Source organism: Herbaspirillum sp. (assembly GCF_035644555.1).
Classification (GTDB): domain Bacteria; phylum Pseudomonadota; class Gammaproteobacteria; order Burkholderiales; family Burkholderiaceae_D; genus Herbaspirillum.
In genome coordinates this window covers 166255-186441 of sequence record NZ_DASQOH010000052.1, presented here as the reverse complement: position 1 = coordinate 186441, position 20187 = coordinate 166255, and the positions used below count along the sequence as shown (strand labels likewise).

23 protein-coding genes, 3 tRNA genes and 1 riboswitch are annotated in these 20187 nt (G+C 61.5%); of the genes, 5 read left to right on the top strand and 21 right to left on the bottom strand.

The window, feature by feature from the left end:
- Window positions 1–3: 3 nt before the first annotated feature.
- From rplT to thrS, 4 genes are all read right to left on the bottom strand, one after another.
- Window positions 4–366, bottom strand: a complete 363-nt coding sequence (gene rplT, locus VE092_RS14705) for a 50S ribosomal protein L20 (protein WP_006712690.1) — start codon at window positions 364–366, stop codon at window positions 4–6.
- Window positions 367–390: 24 nt separating this feature from the next.
- On the bottom strand, window positions 391–588 hold the full coding sequence (rpmI, locus tag VE092_RS14700) for a 50S ribosomal protein L35 (protein ID WP_006712688.1): 198 nt from the start codon (window positions 586–588) through the stop codon (window positions 391–393).
- Between the two features lie 261 nt (window positions 589–849).
- Window positions 850–1371 carry a translation initiation factor IF-3 gene (infC, locus tag VE092_RS14695; protein WP_081584533.1) on the bottom strand — a complete coding sequence of 174 codons (522 nt, stop codon included), beginning with the start codon at window positions 1369–1371 and terminating at the stop codon, window positions 850–852.
- A 73-nt stretch (window positions 1372–1444) separates the two neighbouring features.
- Window positions 1445–3352, bottom strand: coding sequence for a threonine--tRNA ligase (gene thrS, locus VE092_RS14690; protein WP_039786292.1), 1908 nt, complete (start codon window positions 3350–3352; stop codon window positions 1445–1447).
- 367 nt (window positions 3353–3719) lie between these two features.
- Here thrS and VE092_RS14685 point away from each other — a divergent pair, with 367 nt between their 5' ends.
- Window positions 3720–3905: a hypothetical protein gene (locus VE092_RS14685; RefSeq protein WP_324877929.1), complete on the top strand. Its 186-nt coding sequence runs from the start codon at window positions 3720–3722 to the stop codon at window positions 3903–3905.
- 81 nt (window positions 3906–3986) lie between these two features.
- On the opposite strand, the gene VE092_RS14680 is transcribed toward VE092_RS14685, so the two are convergent.
- The 7 genes from VE092_RS14680 to VE092_RS14650 all read right to left on the bottom strand — a co-directional run bounded on the left by VE092_RS14680 (window position 3987) and on the right by VE092_RS14650 (window position 8629).
- The gene (locus VE092_RS14680; protein ID WP_324877927.1) at window positions 3987–4394 is read right to left on the bottom strand and encodes a response regulator; all 408 of its coding nucleotides are present in this window, start codon (window positions 4392–4394) and stop codon (window positions 3987–3989) included.
- Window positions 4395–4406: 12 nt separating this feature from the next.
- Entirely contained in the window at window positions 4407–4718 is a 312-nt protein-coding gene (locus VE092_RS14675) for a hypothetical protein (RefSeq protein WP_324877925.1), read from the bottom strand.
- Window positions 4709–4785 (bottom strand) — tRNA-Val (locus tag VE092_RS14670). The genes VE092_RS14675 and VE092_RS14670 overlap by 10 nt, the downstream gene beginning before the upstream one ends.
- A 102-nt stretch (window positions 4786–4887) precedes the next feature.
- A tRNA-Val gene (locus VE092_RS14665) sits at window positions 4888–4964 on the bottom strand.
- A 111-nt stretch (window positions 4965–5075) separates the two neighbouring features.
- Entirely contained in the window at window positions 5076–7328 is a 2253-nt protein-coding gene (locus tag VE092_RS14660; RefSeq protein WP_324877923.1) for a bifunctional (p)ppGpp synthetase/guanosine-3',5'-bis(diphosphate) 3'-pyrophosphohydrolase, read from the bottom strand.
- Window positions 7329–7334: 6 nt separating this feature from the next.
- The gene (locus VE092_RS14655; protein ID WP_008328017.1) at window positions 7335–7685 is read right to left on the bottom strand and encodes a RidA family protein; all 351 of its coding nucleotides are present in this window, start codon (window positions 7683–7685) and stop codon (window positions 7335–7337) included.
- A 77-nt stretch (window positions 7686–7762) separates the two neighbouring features.
- Window positions 7763–8629, bottom strand: a complete 867-nt coding sequence (locus tag VE092_RS14650) for an alpha/beta hydrolase (protein WP_324877920.1) — start codon at window positions 8627–8629, stop codon at window positions 7763–7765.
- Between the two features lie 241 nt (window positions 8630–8870).
- On the opposite strand from VE092_RS14650, the gene VE092_RS14645 reads away from it, so the two are divergent.
- Window positions 8871–8963, top strand: a tRNA-Leu gene (locus VE092_RS14645).
- A 151-nt stretch (window positions 8964–9114) separates the two neighbouring features.
- Here VE092_RS14645 and VE092_RS14640 read toward each other — a convergent pair.
- Window positions 9115–9258, bottom strand: coding sequence for a hypothetical protein (locus VE092_RS14640; RefSeq protein ID WP_233207655.1), 144 nt, complete (start codon window positions 9256–9258; stop codon window positions 9115–9117).
- Between the two features lie 357 nt (window positions 9259–9615).
- On the opposite strand from VE092_RS14640, the gene VE092_RS14635 reads away from it, so the two are divergent.
- Window positions 9616–10179 carry a DUF2242 domain-containing protein gene (locus VE092_RS14635; protein WP_324877917.1) on the top strand — a complete coding sequence of 188 codons (564 nt, stop codon included), beginning with the start codon at window positions 9616–9618 and terminating at the stop codon, window positions 10177–10179.
- 134 nt (window positions 10180–10313) lie between these two features.
- Here the strand turns inward: VE092_RS14635 and VE092_RS14630 are convergent, their stop codons facing one another.
- The 8 genes from VE092_RS14630 to VE092_RS14595 all read right to left on the bottom strand — a co-directional run bounded on the left by VE092_RS14630 (window position 10314) and on the right by VE092_RS14595 (window position 17191).
- Window positions 10314–10622 carry a hypothetical protein gene (locus VE092_RS14630; protein ID WP_324877915.1) on the bottom strand — a complete coding sequence of 103 codons (309 nt, stop codon included), beginning with the start codon at window positions 10620–10622 and terminating at the stop codon, window positions 10314–10316.
- 162 nt (window positions 10623–10784) lie between these two features.
- Window positions 10785–11300, bottom strand: a complete 516-nt coding sequence (locus tag VE092_RS14625) for a 6,7-dimethyl-8-ribityllumazine synthase (RefSeq protein WP_324877913.1) — start codon at window positions 11298–11300, stop codon at window positions 10785–10787.
- An 88-nt stretch (window positions 11301–11388) separates the two neighbouring features.
- Window positions 11389–11557: riboswitch (FMN riboswitch) on the bottom strand.
- Between the two features lie 95 nt (window positions 11558–11652).
- Complete coding sequence (gene ybaL / locus VE092_RS14620) at window positions 11653–13293, bottom strand: YbaL family putative K(+) efflux transporter (protein WP_324877911.1); 1641 nt, start codon at window positions 13291–13293, stop codon at window positions 11653–11655.
- A gap of 170 nt (window positions 13294–13463) precedes the next feature.
- Window positions 13464–14342 (bottom strand): protease HtpX, encoded by an 879-nt coding sequence (gene htpX, locus VE092_RS14615; RefSeq protein ID WP_324877909.1) that lies wholly within the window; start codon window positions 14340–14342, stop codon window positions 13464–13466.
- 151 nt (window positions 14343–14493) lie between these two features.
- Window positions 14494–14940, bottom strand: coding sequence for a hypothetical protein (locus tag VE092_RS14610; protein WP_324877907.1), 447 nt, complete (start codon window positions 14938–14940; stop codon window positions 14494–14496).
- Between the two features lie 288 nt (window positions 14941–15228).
- Window positions 15229–16191: a GGDEF domain-containing protein gene (locus tag VE092_RS14605; RefSeq protein ID WP_324877905.1), complete on the bottom strand. Its 963-nt coding sequence runs from the start codon at window positions 16189–16191 to the stop codon at window positions 15229–15231.
- Window positions 16188–16811, bottom strand: a complete 624-nt coding sequence (locus VE092_RS14600; protein ID WP_324877903.1) for a chemotaxis protein CheX — start codon at window positions 16809–16811, stop codon at window positions 16188–16190. The genes VE092_RS14605 and VE092_RS14600 overlap by 4 nt, the downstream gene beginning before the upstream one ends.
- Window positions 16808–17191: a response regulator transcription factor gene (locus VE092_RS14595; protein WP_324877901.1), complete on the bottom strand. Its 384-nt coding sequence runs from the start codon at window positions 17189–17191 to the stop codon at window positions 16808–16810. The genes VE092_RS14600 and VE092_RS14595 overlap by 4 nt, the downstream gene beginning before the upstream one ends.
- Before the next feature lie 285 nt (window positions 17192–17476).
- Here VE092_RS14595 and VE092_RS14590 point away from each other — a divergent pair, with 285 nt between their 5' ends.
- Both VE092_RS14590 and VE092_RS14585 read left to right on the top strand, forming a co-directional pair.
- The gene (locus tag VE092_RS14590; protein WP_324877898.1) at window positions 17477–18877 is read left to right on the top strand and encodes a cache domain-containing protein; all 1401 of its coding nucleotides are present in this window, start codon (window positions 17477–17479) and stop codon (window positions 18875–18877) included.
- Window positions 18870–19523 (top strand): response regulator transcription factor, encoded by a 654-nt coding sequence (locus tag VE092_RS14585; RefSeq protein WP_324877896.1) that lies wholly within the window; start codon window positions 18870–18872, stop codon window positions 19521–19523. Before VE092_RS14590 ends, VE092_RS14585 begins: the two co-directional genes overlap by 8 nt.
- Window positions 19524–19569: 46 nt before the next feature.
- Here the strand turns inward: VE092_RS14585 and VE092_RS14580 are convergent, their stop codons facing one another.
- Complete coding sequence (locus VE092_RS14580) at window positions 19570–20187, bottom strand: histidine phosphatase family protein (RefSeq protein ID WP_324877894.1); 618 nt, start codon at window positions 20185–20187, stop codon at window positions 19570–19572.

Here is a 20187-nt window from a genome sequence, read left to right as displayed (position 1 = left end):
CGATTAAGCGGCAGCGATGTTGGCCTTCACCTGGTTGACGATGGCGGCGAAAGCAGCCTTGTCGGTGACAGCCATATCGGCCAGGACCTTACGATCCAGTTCGATCGCAGCCTTCTTCAGGCCGTTCATGAACACGCTGTAGGTCACGCCATGCGAACGCGCAGCGGCGTTGATACGGGCGATCCACAGTGCGCGGAACACGCGCTTCTTGTTACGACGGTCACGGTACGCGTACTGACCAGCACGCATGACTGCTTGCTTGGCGATACGGTAGACGTTTTTGCGACGGCCGCGGTAACCCTTGGCGAGTGCGAGGACTTTCTTGTGGCGGGCACGTGCTGTTACCCCACGTTTGACTCTAGGCATAGTAGCTCCTTAGTGTAGGTGAGGTTAAGCGAACGGCAGCATTGCGCGAACGGAATTCAGGTTCGTCTCATGGACGCCCTCGGTACCGCGCAGTTGACGCTTGTTCTTGGTGGTCTTCTTGGTCAGGATGTGACGCTTGAAGGCTTGACCGCGCTTGACGGTACCGCCCGGGCGCACGCGAAAACGTTTCTTCGCGCTGCTCTTCGATTTCATCTTAGGCATAGCAACTCTGTCCTTCCGGACAGCTCCATTTTTTGATGATTGCAGGTGGCAACAAATACTCGCTGCTCTTTGATGCCTGCTCTCACTTATTTGACAGCGGGTAGTCCCGCTGCTTTTGCCCGGCGCAGTCGCCTGCGCCTTGCAAATCCTTTGTCGGCCCTACGCTGCCGCGGCTTTCGCGACATGGACGACACCACAGAGATGTCGTCCTGATACGGCTAACTGCTTGAAATCTGGAAAACCGAAAAAGAGATAAACGATTTATTTCTTTTTCTTGGGCGCCAGCACCATGATCATCTGGCGACCTTCCATCTTGGGAAACTGCTCGACCTGGCCATACGGTTCCAGATCTGCCTTCAGGCGCTCCAGCATGCGCATGCCGATTTCCTGGTGAGCCATTTCACGACCGCGGAAACGCAGCGTGATCTTGGTCTTGTCACCCTCTTCCAGGAACTTGGTGAGGTTGCGCAGCTTGATGTTGTAATCGCCATCATCGGTACCCGGACGGAACTTCACTTCCTTGACCTGGATGACCTTCTGCTTGAGCTTGGCCTCGTGCGCCTTCTTCTGCTCCTGGTACTTGAACTTGCCGTAGTCCATCAGGCGGCAGACCGGAGGTTGCGCGGTGGGCGCAATCTCGACCAGATCGACTTCAGCCTCTTCGGAAAGACGTAAGGCTTCGGCCAGGCTGACGATGCCCAGAGGCTCGTTGTCGACACCCGAAAGGCGTACTTCCGGCGCAGTGATCTCGCGATTGAGGCGATGCGACTTGTCAGTAGCTATTGCAGTTTCCTTTTAAAATCCAATAAATTAAGCCGTGCTCTTGCGCTGGGAGGAAGCCCTAGGCTTCCCCAACTCAGGCTTTGGCGGCAACCTCATCCTTGAGGCGCTCCACCAAGGTGTCGATGGACATGACGCCCAAATCGACATTGCCCCGCGCACGCACGGCCACAGTGTTTGCATCCCGTTCTTTATCGCCGACAACCAGGATATAGGGCGGCTTCTGAATAGAATGCTGCCGTATTTTATAGGTAATCTTTTCGTTGCGCAAATCGGTCTCGACCCTAAACCCTTGTTTTTTCAGCGTTTGTGCAACGTTTTGCACATAATCCGCTTGCGCGTCGGAAATATTCAGGATGACAACTTGTGTTGGCGCCAGCCACAAGGGCATCGCACCAGCGTGGTTTTCGATCAGGATGGCGATGAAACGCTCCAGCGAACCGACGATGGCCCGGTGCAACATCACGGGCACCTTGCGGTTGTTGTCTTCGGTGACATACTCGGCGCCCAGGCGTGCCGGCATCGAGAAGTCCACCTGCATGGTGCCGCACTGCCAGGAACGACCGATGGAATCCTTCAGGTGGTATTCGATCTTGGGACCATAGAAAGCACCCTCGCCCGGCAGCTCTTCCCACTCGGAACCGGAGGCACGGATGGCTTCACGCAGGGCGTTCTCGGCCTTGTCCCAGACTTCCTCGGCACCGATGCGCTTTTCCGGGCGCAGGGCGAGCTTCACCGCCACCTCCTTGAAACCGAAGCAATCGTAGACTTCGCGCACCACGCGGTTGAAGGCAGCCACTTCCTCCTGGATCTGGTCTTCGGTACAGAAGATGTGACCATCGTCCTGGGTGAAGCCGCGCACACGCATCATCCCGTGCAGCGCACCCGAGGGCTCGTTGCGGTGGCACTGCCCGAATTCGCCATAGCGCAGCGGCAGGTCGCGATAGCTGTGCAGACCGGAATTGAAGATTTGGATGTGGCCCGGGCAGTTCATCGGCTTGAGCGCGTAGGCGCGGTTTTCCGACTCGGTCGTGAACATGTTTTCACGATAGTTTTCCCAGTGACCGGTCTTTTCCCACAGCGAGCGGTCCAGGATCTGCGGCGCCTTCACTTCCTGATAGCCGTTGTCCTGGTAGACGCGACGCATGTATTGCTCGACCTGCTGCCAGATGGTCCAGCCCTTGGGGTGCCAGAAGATCAGGCCCGGCGCCTCATCCTGGAAGTGGAACAAGTCCAGCGCCCGGCCCAGCTTGCGGTGGTCGCGCTTTTCCGCCTCTTCCAGCATGTGCAGGTAGGCTTCCTGGTCTTCCTTCTTGGCCCAGGCGGTGCCATAGACCCGCTGCAGCATCTCGTTGTTGGAATCGCCGCGCCAGTAGGCGCCGGCCAGTTTCATCAGCTTGAACACCTTGAGCTTGCCGGTAGAAGGTACGTGCGGACCGCGGCACAGGTCGGTGAAGCTGCCTTCGGTGTAGAGCGAGACATCCTCGTTCTGCGGAATGGAAGCGATGATCTCGGCCTTGTAGGCTTCGCCGATGGACTTGAAATAGGCCACCGCTTCGTCGCGCGGCAGCACCTTGCGGGTCACCGGCTCATCCTTCTTGGCCAGCTCCGCCATCTTCTTTTCGATGGCCTGCAGGTCTTCCGGAGTGAAGGGACGCTTGTACGAAAAGTCGTAGTAGAAACCGTTGTCGATGACCGGACCGATGGTGACTTGGGCCTCCGGGAACAGTTCCTTGACCGCATAGGCCAGCAGGTGGGCGGTGGAGTGACGGATCACCTCCAGGCCATCGGGGTCCTTGTCGGTGATGATGGCCAGGTCGGCATCCTTGTCGATCAGGTAGGAGGTATCGACCAGCTTGCCATCGACACGGCCGGCCAGGGCCGCCTTGGCCAGACCGGTGCCGATGTTGGCGGCGACCTGCGCTACCGTGACCGGGTTGTCGAACTGGCGTTGCGAACCATCGGGAAGACGAACTGAAACCATTTTGCACTCCATGTCGGCAGCCGCGCTGCCTTGCCTGTTGGGGGTAATTGAAGGTGATACCGAAAAGACGGACGAAAAAAAACGCGGACCAGCCGCGCTTTTTCAAAGGACGAAAAAGAACCCGACTAGCGTCGCGTGAAAACCTCGGTGGTAGTTCGCGGTGTCATAACCGGATTGCCTTTCTCGCTCTTACAGATATAGGGATGCAACAATGCAATGAAATTCGGAGACCGCCACGGAGGCGATTTCATGCCTTAGCCATGCATTATAGCAAATTTCCCCGGTTCATCTGCACAAGTTGGCCACAGCTGCGCGCAGATTGCCGCTGCCGTGCTAGCATCGAATTCCATAGAGGGAGACCAGCATCATGTCGGACGCCAAGAACTGCACCGAGCACCAGACAGTGATCAACAACCGCGAATACACGCTGCAGAGCCGCACCGTGGAACTGGATAACGGCGAGCGCCACGAAGAATACCGCGTGCTGCTGGACGGCCAGATCATCAAGTCCTGGACGCGCGGCGACGTGGCCCGCTATTTCGGGCTTTCCTGAGCCACCCTGCCCTGCCCCACTCCACCATGAAAAACGGCATCCGCAGATGCCGTCTTCCCCGCACAGCCAGCATGCCGGGCATCAAGCCTTGGCCAGGTTGGCGCGCCGCGCCAGGATCTTTTCGATCTTTTCCTTCAGGGTCGCCGCATTGAAGGGCTTGACGATGTAACCATCGGCACCGGACTGGGCGGCCTCGACGATGTTTTCCTTCTTGGCTTCGGCGGTGATCATCAACACCGGCAGATGGGCCAGCGACGGCGTGGCGCGGATCTTCTTGAGCAACGTCAAGCCATCCATGCCCGGCATGTTCCAGTCGGTCAGCACGAAATTGACCGGCAAGGCACCCGCCTCCAGGATCTTCAGGGCGGAGGTGCCATCATCGGCCTCCACCATCTTGGTGTATTCAAGTTCCTTCAAGAGGCCGCTGACAATCCGACGCATCGTCGAAAAGTCATCTACCACGAGGAAATATTGATCATCTGCCGCCATAGGAAAATTCATTCATCTGTGTGAGAACATGAGTTTGAGGAGCAAACTCACAAAAAATTCGACGCAAGTGTAAAGCATTTTTAGATGCTTCCGCGAAACATCTCGCGCATCCTTGCGCAAAAACACCCATCGGCACCCGGCCAGCGACCGCATCCACCCCAGGAGATACGCCGCCACCTCCCGCATGACGGGAACGACAAGAAAAATGAAAGCACAGGAAATGGAGCCGGAAAGCAAAAAAGGAAGCCGCCGATGCGCTTCCTTTTGCGTTGTTATCTTCGCCAACTCGTCCGCTTCGTACTGAACAGAAGAATTGGTAGGCACGATTGGACTCGAACCAACGACCCCTACCATGTCAAGGTAGTGCTCTAACCAGCTGAGCTACGCGCCTATCGAAGAATGACCGATGAAAAAACAAAAAAGGAAGCCATGATGCGCCTCCTTTTCAGTTGGCTTCGCCCCAACCCGACCTTCCCGCACGGGAAAGAAGAATTGGTAGGCACGATTGGACTCGAACCAACGACCCCTACCATGTCAAGGTAGTGCTCTAACCAGCTGAGCTACGCGCCTAACGAAGAAGCGAGAGTATAGGAGGCTTTTCAAAATTTGCCAAGGGGTAAATGATGAAAAAGTAAAATTTTTACCATATCTCTTGCTCCCCCGAGCTGACCGCCCTGCCGACTATTGCCGCTTGGCCTCGATCACGCCCTTCACCTCTCGGATCACCGTCAGCGCCTTCTGCAATTGCTCGGTCGAACCGATCTCGGCGGTGAAGGCCATGCGCGCGTGGCCCTTGACGCTTTGTGTGCTCACGCCGATCACATTGATCTTGTCGCGCAGGAAGATATCGGAAATGTCGCGCAACAAGCCCTGGCGATCGCTGGCCAGCACGAAGATATCGACCGGGTAGACAGTATCCCTCGCCGGGGCTCCCCAGGTGGTCTGGATCACCCGTTCAGGCGCATGCAAAGCCATCTCGGCGAAATTCTTGCAGCTCACCCGATGGATGGACACCCCTTTGCCGCGCGTGACGAAGCCGGCGATCACATCCGGCGGCGCCGGCTTGCAGCAGCGCGCCAGTTGCGTAAGCAGGCCATCGGTACCGACCACCAGCACGCCCGACTTGGCCCCCTGCACGATGCTGGAAGCGCGACTCTTGCGGGTGATCAGCGCTTCGTCGTCGATCTCGGGTTTCTTGTCCTGTCCTTCATGCAAGGCCTGCTCGACGTGACGCAGACTGAACTCTTCCTTGGCCAGCGACAGGCACAGGTCATCGACCTTGGCGAAGCCCAGCTTCTGCGCCAGCTCTTCCAGGTTGACGGCAGTCTTGCCCTCACGCTGCAGGGTCTTTTCCAGCAAGCCACGGCCGACCGACAGGGTTTCCTGCTGTTCGATCGCATTGAACCAGGCGCGAATCTTGGAGCGCGTACGCGAGCTGGCGGCATAACCAGGACTGAGCCAGTCACGCGAAGGCCCCACGCCGGCGCCGCTCTTGGCCGTGATGATCTCCACCGTCTGGCCGTTCTTGAGCACGGTATTCAACGGCACCATGACGCCGTCCACTCGTGCGCCACGGCAGCGGTGACCGACATCGCTGTGCAGGTGATAGGCGAAGTCGATAGGCGTAGCGCCGCTGGGCAGTTCGATTACCCGCGCCTGCGGCGTGAGCACATAGATGCGCTCGTCCAGGGTGGCCGACTTGAGCTTCTGGACCCAGTCGCGGCGCACCTCTTCCTGATCCACGACGGCATCGGTGACTTCATTTTTCCACGCCAGCAACTGACGCAACCAGGCGATCTTCTCGTCATATTTCTGCGCCGAGAAATTGGAACCGCCACTTTCCTTGTAGCGCCAGTGCGCGGCCACACCGTATTCGGCGAAATGATGCATCTCATGGGTGCGGATCTGCACTTCCAGCGCGCGGCCGTCCTCTGCCATCACCACCGTATGCAGGGACTGGTAGCCGTTCTGCTTGGGGCGCGAGATGTAGTCGTCGAACTCTTCCGGAATTGGCGTCCAGATATCGTGCACGATGCCCAGCACCGCGTAGCAGGTCTTGACGTCATCGACGATGACCCGGAAGGCACGCACATCATAAAGCTCGGAAAAATCGATGGCCTTGCCGCGCATCTTGTTCCAGATGCTGTAGATGTGCTTGGGGCGCCCGCTGACCTCGGCGCGGATGTCCTGAGCCGCCATTTCGGCGCGCAGCCGCGCGATCGCGCTGGCCACGAAAGCCTCCCGTTCGAGGCGCTTCTCTTCCAGCATCTTGGCGATGCGCTTGTAGGTCTGCGGCTCCAGGAAGCGGAACGACAGATCCTCCAGCTCCCACTTCAGCTGCCAGATGCCCAGCCGGTTGGCCAGCGGCGCATAGAGTTCGAAGGTCTGGCGCGCATACTGGGCGCTGGCTTCGTTTTCCTGCTTGGTTTCGGCGAAATAGCGCAAGGTGGCCACGCGCGAGGCCAGCCGCACCAGCACCGCCCGCATGTCGGTGGCCATGGCCAGCAACATCTTGCGCAGTGTCTCCACCTGGGCCGCCGCCTGCTGGGCAGCGTTCTTGCCGCGCAGGACCTCCTGGTTCTGCGGCTGGAAGCTCAGGCTGTGGAAACGCATCAGCTGGCGCACGTTGCCCACCAGATCGGCAATCTCCTTGCCGAAACGTTCTTCCAGCTTCTCGTCCAGCTCGGGATGCAGCATCTGTGCCTCGAAGGCCAGGCCGGCGATGCGGGTGGCCGCATCGACATTGAGCGCGGTCAGCACGGTGGCCACCGAAACCGCGAACTGCAGGGCATTCTGCCCGGACAGGATCTGCCTGTCGGCATACAGCGGTTCGAGTGCGGCCAAGGCCTGCTCGACCCGTGTCACATCATCAGGACCGAGGCCGGCGGTGATCGCCGCCAGGCCTTCGCCCTGTGTACTTGCTACCGAAACCATAAACGATTACTTCTGTGCAGCGACGATGATGATTTCCACCAGCAGTTCGGGACGGGCCAGCTTGGCTTCGACGGTGGCGCGCGGCGGCGCGTTGCCGGGGGCGACCCACTCGTCCCAGACCGCGTTCATGCCGGCGAAATCCTTCACATCGGACAGGAAAATCTGGCACGACAGGATCTTGGTCTTGTCGCTCCCGGCTTCGGCCAGCAGGCGATCGATATGCCCCAGCACTTCGCGGGTCTGACCTTCGATGTTCTGGGTGGCATCCTCGGCGATCTGGCCGGCCAGATAGACGGTGCCATTATGGATGGCGACTTCGGAGAGGCGCTTGCCGACGTGCAGGCGTTGTACAGACATGGAATTTCCTTATTCGTGAGTCCCGGCTCCAGACGGCGCCGGCGGTATGACAAAAAATTGCCTGATCGGGGATTCATTCAATCCAGCAGGAACTGACGCGCCACCTCGATCTGCGGGGCATGCATGAAGGTCGGTGCGTGACCGACCTCGGGCAGTTCCACCAGCTTGGCCTTGGGGCCGCGGCGCGTCATTTCCTGCGCCACCTCGGGCAGCAGCAGGTCGGACTGGGCACCACGCACCACCAGTGTGGGACAGCGGATCGCATCATAGGCGGCCCACAGCATCTGCTCGGCGGCACTGGCCGCTTCCGGCGTGGTCGACTTGAACGGCACGGCCAGCGCCAGGTCGTAATGGCGCACCCACTGCCCGTCCTCGTTCTGGCGCAGCACATCGCGCGCCAGCTTGTGCCACTCTTCCTCGCTGTGCTGTCCGAAACTGGCGGAGATGGTGCGGATGTATTGCGCGGCTTCTTCGAAACTGTCGAAACGCATGTCCTGGCCAATATAGTCACCAATCCGTGCCAGCGCGACAGCATTGATGGACGGCCCGATATCGTTGAGCACGAGGCGGCGGATCGGATTGCCCGGGAGGGAGGCCAGCGCCATGCCGATCAGGCCACCCATGGAGGTACCGAACCAGTCCACGATCTCGGCATCAGCGCGCGCCAGCAGCGTGACCATGTCGCTGACATATTGCGGCACGGTGTAGAACTGCGGATTGGCCAGGCGCCCCGAGCGTCCACGCCCCACCACATCAGGGCAGATCACCCGATAGGTGTCGCACAGCTCACGGGCCATGCGGTCGAAATCGTCGGAGACCCGGGTCACCCCGTGCACACACACCAGCACATTCGGATTGCGGGCATCGCCCCACTCCTTGTAGGCCATGGTATGCAGCCCGGCGGGCGAGATGCACTGCACTGTCTTGACTACGGCTTCAGTCATGATGACGGCTTTTCTGGTGAAGGAATTCGTCATTCTACTATCTCGGGGCAGCATATCGGCCGGAAATAGACCCCGAGGATGAGCTGAAACGCTCTCAGGAGGAACCCGACGGTGCTTGCCGGCGCCATCCCATGGAAAGAGCGTGGAAGTGCATCAAATTTCCGCAGGAAAAACGGATGACGCGGCGCAACTCGCTGCTATAATGCGTCCCTTTTCCGGCGACCCTCGCCGGCATCCTCATGCCTGAGTGGTGAAATTGGTAGACACAGCGGACTTAAAATCCGCCGCCTACCCGGAAGGGAGCGTGCCGGTTCGACCCCGGCCTCAGGCACCAGAAGAATGCGCCGACAGCCCGTCGTGCCGGTTCTTCACCTCACTCTTCAGTCATCGATTTCCTGCAACCAATAACGATTGCTGTGTCATGCGTGTGATCAGCCTGGCGCGACAGCCTTGCGTGCGGGCGGCATTCCTGCGGCTGTCACCGGTCAGCGCTTGAGCAACTCCAGCGCATCCTCGGCCACGCTGCGCAAGTTGGTGATGGTGGCATTGAGGTCGGCCAGTTCGGCGGCCGTGGGCGGCTGGTCCATACCATTCTTGACCAGCGAGGCCTTGATGATCGTGGCTGCCATCTGCCACGCAGCCTTATTGTGTGCATCCACCAGTTCCTTCTGGATGCGCTCCAATTCCGCTTTTTGATTTTTATCCATTATCTTTGACGAGGCCGTAGACGAATTTGCCCAGCTTGCTGCGCAGATTCATGATCGTCCCGATGGAAGACCACTCCCTTGAATCGTCTAACATTACTTTCAGTCAGGCAATTTCACAAGTGATTTTACCTTCCCGCAACGGAGTTGCGGCAGAGATCATCTCTGTTCTCACCCAACGATAAGCCTTCTGTTACCGATCTTTACCATCTGCCCAAACCCTGCGACGGGTGAATCCTTTACAATTCAGGCCACCGTTTTCTGTCGCCGGAGATCCGCTGCATGTCGCGCCCGAGTCTTTCTGTCCCGCTCACCCTGATCACCGCCCTCAGCCTCTTGGGCCTGGCGGCCTGCTCCACCGGCAAGACCGCGTTCTACCACCAGGAGGAATTCAGCGACACCAGCGCCTTCTCGCGCAGCTTCCCCGGTAGCGAAAAGGCGGTCTGCGAGGCCGCGCGGCGGGCCTTGCTGGGTCAGGGCTATGTCATCAGCCGCGCTACCGACAACACCCTGGATGGTAACAAGAGCTTCCAGCCGGCCAGCGACAAGCATATGGAAATCGCCTTCCATGTGGTGTGCGCATCCAACGGCAACGGCAAGAGCTCGACCATGTTCGCCAGCGCCACCCAGGATGGCTATGGCATCAAGAAGAGCAACAGCTCGGCCAGCCTGGGCGTGAGCGTGCTGGGTTCGGTCTCGATGCCGTTTGCCGCCAGCGACGACTCCATGGTGCGGGTCTCCAGCGAAACCATCCGCTCCCCCGACTTCTACGACCGCTTCTTCGGTGCGGCCGAGCGTTACCTGCTGGTCGATATCGACGACGACACCGCGCCGGCCAAGAAGTGACGCTTGGCCGGACTGGCCGATTCCGGCGCAATTGCCTGGCAACGATGAACAATGAACCATGAACAATGGCGGCCTCGGCCGCCATTGTTCACTACTGCATTCGGTGCGTCGCTCGCGCCCCCCAGACCATCACATCAACGACGCCAGTAGCCCGGAGGCGGCGGCGGACGATGCCAGTGGCGGTGGGGATGACCGCGGTAATAGTTGGGCGCCACATAGACCGGTGGCGGGCCGTAATACACCGGTGCAGGTCGGACATACACCGGTGGCGGCGCGTACACCGGCGCCGGTTGCACATACACCGGCTGCGGAGCCACGTATGCGCCCGGCACGCCGATGTTCACACCGATCGAGACATGTCCGGCCATCGCCGGGGCCGCCGACAGACCGGCGACGGCGGTAAAGACGGCCATGCCGGCAATCATGGAAATCGACTTCTTCACGATAGCTCCTCGTTGTTCTGGAATACGTAGCGTGAATATAGCCCGCCTTTCCTGACAACTCTAGGCCGAAGCCGTAAGGGTTGTAAGCAAATGCTTCACAATCGTTAAGCCAAATGTGAAGCGCACATCCCATTCCGGCCCTGGCCGGCGGCGCTGCTCCGCTCAGGCGGCGTTCCGCTTGTGCTGCACCGCCTCGCCCGCCCGCAGCTCGGCCAGCTTGGCCACGGTCGTGGCGCAGGCCTGGGCGGCTTCCTTGCCCTTGACCAGGAAATGCGCGTGGAAGTAGCTGTGGTGCTCGTCGTGGGAATGGAAGTGATGCGGCGTGAGGACCGCGGAGAAGACCGGCACTTCGGTCTCCAGCTGCACCTGCATCAATGCCGAGATGACCGATTGCGCCACGAAGTCGTGACGATAGATGCCACCATCGACCACCAGGCCGCTGGCGACGATACCGGCATACTTGCCGGTCTTGGCCAGCACCTTGGCATGCAGGGGAATTTCGAAGGCGCCGGGCAGTTCGAAGAAGTCGATGCTGGCAGTCGGCCAGCCCAGACGGTTCATTTCCCCGGTGAAGGCGATACGGCACTGGTCGACGATATCCTTGTGCCAGCAGGCCTGGATGAAGGCGATACGTTGAGCGGGATGGGAAGGGACTGTGGAAAGATGCGTTTGCGACATGGTTCAGGACTCCTGTTCGATGAATAAACAGGGCGTTGGCATGCGCGGCCGAGCGCCGGCTGTCTGCACAGCGGCGCAATGCCTTGCATGCCGTTCTCTTTCATCCGGACTGTGACCGTCGGCCCCGGGATCGCACCAGGTCTGCTGACCCCGGCCTGCCGCAAGGGCGTGCCGGGCGCTCGCGGGCTACACGCGGCGTCGGATGACGCCGCCTGATTACCGCCGGTGGGGAATTGCACCCCGCCCCGAGAACGTGTTGCCGCGCAGCGAACGCCTGGCCCGCTACGACAGCAGCCGGGACTTTATCACGCGCGGAAAATTGCTGCAGCCCGGCACCCCGGCGCACACCTCATCATGCGCGCCCACCCACCATCTGCAGCATGCCGCGGGCAATCTCGCGCTCACCCATGATGACGCGCTGGGCACCGTGCTTTTCCAGATGCTCGATCTCGGCATCCGAATGCGCCCGCGCCACCACCTGCAGGCCAGCATTCAATTCCAGCGCATTTTCGATCACCTGGCCGGCTTCGAACACTTCCGGAATGGCGACCAGCAACCAGCGTGCGCGCTCCACCGCCGCCGCCTTCAGCAGCTCGCTCTGGGCGGCATTGCCGTAAAGGGCCGGAACGCCTGCACTGCGCAGCGCGTCCAGATTGTCGCGCTGCGCCTCAATGACCACGAAGGGCCGGCCCTCGGCGCGCAGCTGCTCGCCGATGCCGCGCCCCACCCGACCATAGCCGACCAGCACCACGTGATCCTGCAGATCGACGGTGGGCGGCACATCGGCGGCGTCCGGCTCCTGCGGCTGGCGCGCCTCGTAGCGGTCCAGCAACGAGAACAGCAGCGGATTGAGCAGGATGGACAGGATGGCTCCGCCGAGGATGAGGTCGCGTGCCATCGGCGAGAGCAGATCCAGCGACAGGCCCAGCGTTGCCAGGATGAAGGAAAATTCACCGATCTGTGCCAGGCTGGCCGAGATCGTCAGCGCCGTGGAATTCGGGTGACCGAAGACGCGCACGATCATCAGGGCCGCCAGCGACTTGCCGACCACGATGATGAGCACCGTGGCCAGTACCAGCACCGGCTCCCGTACCAGAATGGAGGGATCGAACAGCATCCCCACCGAGACGAAGAACAGCACCGAGAACGCATCGCGCAGCGGCAGCGATTCCTCGGCGGCGCGATGGCTCAGTTCCGATTCGGACAGGATCATGCCGGCGAAGAAGGCGCCCAGTGCGAAGGAAACCCCGAACACATAGGCCGAACCCAGCGCGAAGCCCAATGCGATGGCCAGCACCGCCAGCCGGAACAGCTCGCGCGAGCCGGTATCGGCGATACGTTCGAGAATCCAGGGGATGACCCGGCGTCCGACGATGAGCATCACCGCCACGAAGGCTACTACCTTGCCCAGCGTGATGCCCAGGGTGAGCAGCACGGCATTGCCGCTCAGGGCCTCGCCCTTGCCGCCGAGGATGCCCGAGAGCGCCGGAATGAGCACCAGGGCCAACACCATGGCGATATCCTCGACGATCAGCCAGCCGACCGCGATGCGCCCCCGCTGGGTCTCCACCAGGCGGCGTTCCTGCAGGGCCTTGAGCAGCACCACGGTACTGGCCACCGACAGCGCCAGGCCGAACAGGAAACCTTCGCCCACCGGCCAGCCCAGTATCCAGCCCAGGCCCATGCCCAGCAAGGTGGCGATGGCGATCTGCGCCACCGCGCCGGGGATGGCGATATTCTTGACCGACAGCAGGTCCTTGAGGGAGAAGTGCAGCCCCACGCCGAACATCAGCAGGATCACCCCGATCTCGGCCAGTTCCTGGGCCAGGTCGGCATCGCCGACGAAACCGGGCGTAAAGGGGCCGATGGCGATACCGGCGACCAGGTAACCGATCAGCGGCGGCATCTTCAGTCGATGGGCCAGGGTGCCGAAGATAAAGGCCAGCACCAGGCCTGCGACAATGGTGGCGATCAGGGGGGTGTGATGGGGCATCAGTCAGGGTTCCTTTCTAGGTGGATGATCTGTGGGAGATGACTGTAGATGAAGCAGGAAGCACGCCGACGATCGGTCAAGACTAACACGGTCGTCGGCCGGCCCGGGAGCGCGGACCGCGGCGCTTGGCGCGACGCCGCCGGTCCGGCCCCGGTTTGAGGTACGGACAATCAGCGTGCTGCCTGCAGGGCGGCGATACGCGACTCCAGCGGCGGGTGGCTGGAGAACAGCCCCAGCCAGGCCTCACGACCAGAGATGCCGGCCGCCTGCAGGTTCTGTGGCAGGCCGTCGGATTGCAGGCCGCCCAGACGGCGCAGGGCGTTGATCATCGGCGCACGGGAACCCATGAGCGCGGCGGCACCGGCATCGGCGCGATATTCACGCTGCCGCGAGAAGTACATGACGATCACGCTGGCCAGGATGCCGAACACGATTTCGCAGACGAACACGGTGACCATGTAGCCGATCCCGGGGCCGGAATTTTCTTCGTTGTTACGGCGCAGGAAGGAATCCACGAAATACCCGACGATGCGGGCGAAGAACATCACAAAGGTATTCACCACACCCTGGATCAGGGTCAGCGTGACCATGTCGCCATTGGCAATGTGCGCCACCTCGTGGGCCAGCACGGCCTCCACTTCTTCCTTGGTCATGCCCTGCAGCAGGCCGGTGGACACCGCCACCAGCGAATTGCTCTTGCTTGCACCCGTGGCGAAGGCATTGGGCGGACCGTCATACACGGCCACTTCGGGCATGGGCAGCTGGGCGCGGGTCGCCAGGGTCTGCACGGTCTGCAGCAGCCACAGTTCGGTGGAATTCTGCGGCTGCTCGATCACGCGGGCCCCGGTGGACCACTTGGCGATGGTCTTGGACATGAACAGCGAGATGAAGGAACCCCCGAAGCCCATCAGGCCGCAGAACACGAGCAGCATGCCGAAGTTAAGGCCATTGGCGGTGAGGTAACGGTTCACGCCGAGCAGGCTGGCGGTGAAGCTCAATACCAGCATCACGGCCAGGTTGGTAACGAGGAAGAGAACAATGCGTTTCATGGTTTTTCCTGTGGAACGAAATGGAACCGCCCGGACAGGCCGGCCGGCAAGACTGAGAGAAGGAAGCAGCGCCCGGGGCGCTCGGATGAAGGCCAGGCTACGCGCCGCGATACGGCCCTCGGGAGGGCCTGACAGCGGGCGCACGGACGGCTCAGACCAATGGTGGGGGACGCAACTGGTCGCGCAGGTAGGAGGACCAGTTCAGGCTGACCGAGAAAGCGTGGGGAAACGGATACCAGTGCAGCTCCGGCGTGGCGATGCGGGTCGGCAGCGTGGGGTCTTCCAGCTCGCCTTGGAGCGAAGTCCGATCGTCATCGGCAGGCGCTTGCTGCGGATCACCGGCGTCAAGATCGACCGTCTTGAAGCTATCGGCCAGGTCGGCCATCACCGCCACCTTGGTCACCTCGGCCACCGCTCCTACCGCCATGGCGTGCCAGGCAGGCTGGCCTGATGCCGCCAGCGAGCAGGACCCGCCGATCACCGCCGCCGGGCCTTGCAGCTCGACCCGCAGCTGCTCGCGCAGTTGAGACTCTCCCGTGGCTGCCAGCAATTGCAGCGGGATCAGCAGAGTCAGCAACAGAAGCAGCAAGCGGCGCATCAAATCCTTGTCGGATGGAAAAAGCAGAAGAAGCAGAGAAAACCGGAAACGACCGTCAGCCTTTTGTCAGCCATGACGGCCCGGCATTATACGCAATATCGGTGCCATCCCGCAGCGACCGCCCTCCCCGGCATGGCCCCGGCGCCGGAAGTTATCCACAAAAGCTGTGAACAAGCCTGTTGATAAACATCCTGCCAATTTCTGACATGCTTGCTGAGCAAGGGTTTCCAATAAATTGCCCTTGTTTTACACAAATGTGAAGGAATTGCCTGGCTGCAGCCTCACCGCTCAGGCGCTGGACACCACCTTGTTGCGTCCACCCAGCTTGGCGCGATAGAGCGCGGCATCGGCCGTATCCAGCAACAGGCGACCGTCGGGATCCTCATGCACCTGGCGGGTGCAGACGCCGACGCTGACGGTCAGGCGCCGTTCGGCCAGCGACTTGTCGTGCGGCTCGGCCAGGGCATAGACCGCCTCGCGCAATGTCTCCCCCAGCTGCGCGGCCTGCACCGGCTGCAGATCGCGGGTCAGCAGGATGAATTCCTCGCCCCCGTAGCGCGCCAGCACATCGTCCGGGCCCTGCAGCTGCGCGCGCAGGGTCTCCGCCACCCGCTTGAGCACGCGATCGCCGCCGCCATGGCCGTAGTGGTCGTTGTATTGCTTGAAGTAATCGACATCGATCATGAACAGCGACAGCGATCCGCCCTCTTGCTGGACGCGCTGCAACGCGCGCGCATACTGTTCGTCGAAGAAACGGCGATTGGCGATACCGGTAAGGCCATCGGTGCCGACCTGGCGCTTCAGTACTTCCGAATGCGAGAGCAGCATCTTTTCGCGCTTGAGCGAATTACTGGCATCGCTGATCTGCATCAGGCACAGGCGCTGCCCCTCCGGAGTGTCGATGGGGGTGAGCACGACCGACTGCGCCATGCGCAGCGAGACATCGCCCTGCCCCGCCGGGTGGGTTGGATAGAGCGGCAGTGGAGAGCGGTGCAAGGCGCTCGACAGCAGCGAGGGCAAGCCATAACCCAACGTATTGTCCAGCGCGCGCAACAAGGCGGACGTCACCTGTCCGGCGAACAGGGTGGCGAAGTTGGCGTTCAGGGCCGTGGCGACCGGCACCCGGCTATGGCGCGCCAACCAGGCATTCCACAGCAGGATGTTCAGGTCCCTGTCCAGCATGACCAGGCCGCAATTGAGCTGGTCATAGACATCCTCCGGGCGAAACCGTCCTGCCAGAAAACTGCTCATGTCAGATCGATCTTCTTCAGATAAGCCTGCACATGTTCCACCAGCGCATGCAGCGAGGTAGAACTGAGCAGGAAGATCAGGTGACCGTCGGTCTGGTGTTTTTCGATGACCAGGTCGATGTGCAGCACCAGCACGTAACGCTCGTCGGACTGGACATCGGTCAGGCGCGCGGAAATCTCCTCGGGCGACGACACCACGTATTGCGGCAGCGAGCTGTTGAGGGTGATCTCCAGCATATCGGCCATGGCCGACAGGCAGGCATTGAGAATGATATTGCCCAGTTCGCACATGGCCTCGCGTTCAAACTCGGCCAACTGGTCCAGACTCATCTGCGAGCCCATCATGTCACGCACGATGGACAACGCCCGCTCCTCGGTGAACAGCAGCACCGCCTCGGCATCGAAGGGGCCGTGGAAATCCTGGCTCACCGTGGCAAAGCGGCCGGGGATGCGCGGCAGCACCTGCTCGTTGATGGCATCGGTCCGCAGAACCTCCACCGACGGCACGGTCAGCCGCACTTCATCGCCTACGATCTCCGACAGGCTTTGCGCGGCACGGCCGGCACCGACGTTGAAGATCTCGGTCAGGGCATCGCGTTCGATCTCGGAGAGGATGCTCACACCGGGCCCCGGAAATGCAGCAGCGCCTGGGCGATCGACTTTTCGGTGACCGGCTTGGCGACGAATACCGCGCCCAGTTGCTGGGCACGCGTCTGCGCGGCTTCCTGGATATTGGCTGAGAAGATCGCCACCCTCACTCCGGGCTGCAACTGCAGGATCTGTTCGGCGGCATCGGTGCCGAGCATGCCGGGCATATTGATATCCATGGTGCAGTAATCCGGTGCGTCCTGCCGCACCATACGGATCGCCTCTTCACCACTGGCCGCTTCCATGACTTGCCAATCCGGGTGTACCGCCAGCACGTGGGCCTTGATCACCATGCGCGATACCTTGCTGTCATCGACGATGAGAAGAGTCTTGCCTGTTGCGTTATTTGCCATCTTGAATCACTTTGACTATCAGTAAAGCTGGATCTTGCTGACATGTTGTCAGACATTTAAGAATGATAATGCAAAATCAAGCGCGACCGTATGGGTGAATTCCTGATAATGCCTTCATTCATCAAACATACGACATGAAAGAAGTGTGCCAGCCGCCTGCGCGTCCCCAAGGCCTCGGTGTCGGTGCCGCCGGCCCATGTAGCGCTCCCGCCCGGCGATAAGACTGGAAACTGCGATCCGAGAGAATTTCGGCGGCCTGCGCGGCGCTTGGGTAGAATCGCGGGCATGAAGCTGCGCCAGAAAATCATTTTCCTCGCCATCGTCCCGCTGGGCCTGGCCTTTGCGGCCATCGCCCTGGTAGTGCGCTACCAGGCGGTGGAACTGGCACGCCAGCAGCGCGCCACCATCGAAGCCGCCTACCTGGCCGGCAAGAACACGGAATTGCGCCATTACGTCGACCTTGCGCAGCATGCCCTGGCCCATCTCTACGACACCGGACGCAGCGACGACGCCATCAAGGAAGAGGCGCGCCGCATCCTGGCCGATATGGAATTCGGCGACGATGGCTACTTCTTCGTCTATGACGACCATGGCCGCAACATCGTCCATCCGCGCCAGCCGGAGCTGGTGGGGCTGGACATGTGGGACTGGCGCGACGAGTCCGGCAGCCCGACCATCCAGCATCTGATCACGCTGGCCCATCAGGGCGGCGGCTTCGAGCACTACCTGTGGCGCAAGCCCTCCAGCAACTCGGTGGCCCCCAAGCTGGGCTATGTGATCGGCCTGCCGCGCTGGGGCTGGGTCATCGGAACCGGCATCTATCTGGACGACGTCGAGAAGACCCTGGCCCAGGTGGACCATCAGAACTCCGGCCACCTGCGCCGGACCATGCTGCTGATCGCCGCCATTGCGCTTTCCAGCGCGCTGGTGGTGGGCATGGCCGGTGTCCTGCTCAATCTGAGCGAACACCGCGTGGCCGACGCCAAGCTGCGCCAGCTGGCCCAGCGCGTGGTGCGCTCGCAGGAAGAAGAGCGGGCGCGCCTGTCGCGCGATCTGCATGACGGCATCAGCCAGTGGCTGGTATCGATCAAGCTGCAGATCGAGGCCGCGCTGGAGCGCCTGCGCGGCACGCCCGAGCAGGCCGCCCAGGCGCGCCTGGGCTTCGAAAAGACCGCGACCCAGATCAATGGCGTGCTGGCCGAGGTGCGCCGCATCTCGCATGACCTGCGTCCGGCGATCCTGGACGATCTGGGCCTGGCGGCGGCCCTGGAACATCTGTGCGGCGAATGGCGCGATGCCCTCGGCGACCGCAGCGACATACGCATCGTCTTCGACAGCGAGGGTAATATCGGCGAGGGTGCGCCGCTGTCCGACATAGTCAATACGGTGCTCTTCCGGGTGGCGCAGGAAGCGCTCACCAATATCGCCCGCCACGCCCATGCCAGCCAGATCAGGATGCGCCTCTATGGCGGCCACAATCTGGTGATGCTGCAGGTGCAGGACAACGGCTGTGGCTTCGACCTCGGCCAGGTGGACGATCATTCGCGCCACGGCATCGGCCTGCGCAACATGCGCGAACGCATGGAAGCGGTGGGTGGTGAACTGGCGATCGATTCGTCGCCCACCGGCACCAGCATCAGCGCCATCATTCCCCGTTCCTCCCTGTTCCTTTCCCCCCATGGCTGAATTCATTCCCATCGCACCTGCGCTGACCCGCATCATGCTCATCGACGATCATCCGCTGGTGCGCGACGGCCTGCGCGCCCGGCTGGAAACGGTGCCCGGCCTGCTGGTGGTGGCCGAGGCCGGCAATGCCGAGGAAGCGTTGGCGGCGGCGGCGACCCAGCAGATCGACCTGACCCTGATGGACATCAATATGCGCGGCATCAACGGGATCGAACTGACGGCGCGTTTTCATGCCCTGCATCCGGAAATCGCCGTGCTGATCCTGAGCATGCATGACAAGGCGGAATACGTGATGCAGTCGATCCAGGCCGGTGCGCGCGGCTATGTGCTCAAGGACGCGCCCAGCCAGGACATCGTGCATGCCATCGAGACCGTGCGCTCGGGCGGCATCTACTACAGTGCCGCGCTGGCACGCCAGCTGACCCAGCCGCTGCCCTTGCGCGACCTGCTCACGCAGCGCGAGCGGGAGGTGCTGCAGCACATCGCCAACGGCGAATCGAACAAGCAGATTGCCCGCGAGCTGGACCTGAGCGTACGCACGGTGGAAACGCATCGACTCAACATCAAGCGCAAGCTCAACATCGATGGCCAGGCCGAACTGATCAAGTTCGCGGTGGAGTCGCGCGGCGCTGCCGGAGTATCGTGATCGCCTGATCCGCTCGGGCCCCCACCCTGTCCGTTGCAGCGGCTCCTCAGGGCGGCGCCAGCGTCAGCCTGAGCATTTCTCCGAAACCGATCTGGCGCCGTTGCGCCATGGCGCGCAGGGCAATGTCTTCCCAGGCGCGCGCATCTGGCAGCGGTGTGCTGCCCGTGGCCAGCTGCGCCAGCTGTTCATCGCGCCAGGCGGCGCAGGCGTGGAGCATGCGTATCGAACCGGCATGACAGACCACGATGGCGGCCGGCGCGGCGCATGTACGCAGGTTCTGCAGCGCCCGCCAGATGCGTCGGGCCATCGCCGGCAGTGTCTCGCCGCCACCGGGAGCATGGTGCAGCAGATCCTGGTTCCAGGCCTCGACTTCGTCCCAGGGTATATCGTCCCAGCGCCGCAGCTCCCAATGGCCGAAATCCATTTCCAGCAGATCGTGCTCCAGCACCACCTGCGCTTGCCCCAGGCGCGTGGCCAGGGCCCGCGCCAGCCCGGCACACCGTTGCAAAGGACTGCTGAAGATCGGCACGTCCCGCGGCAGTAGCGGGAGCAGTGAGTCCAGGCATGGTTGCAGCATGTGCGGCGCCACCGCGATATCGCTGCGGCCGTAGCAGGTGTGCTGATCCAGCACCGGTTGCGGATGGCGAATCAGGTAGAGCAGCAT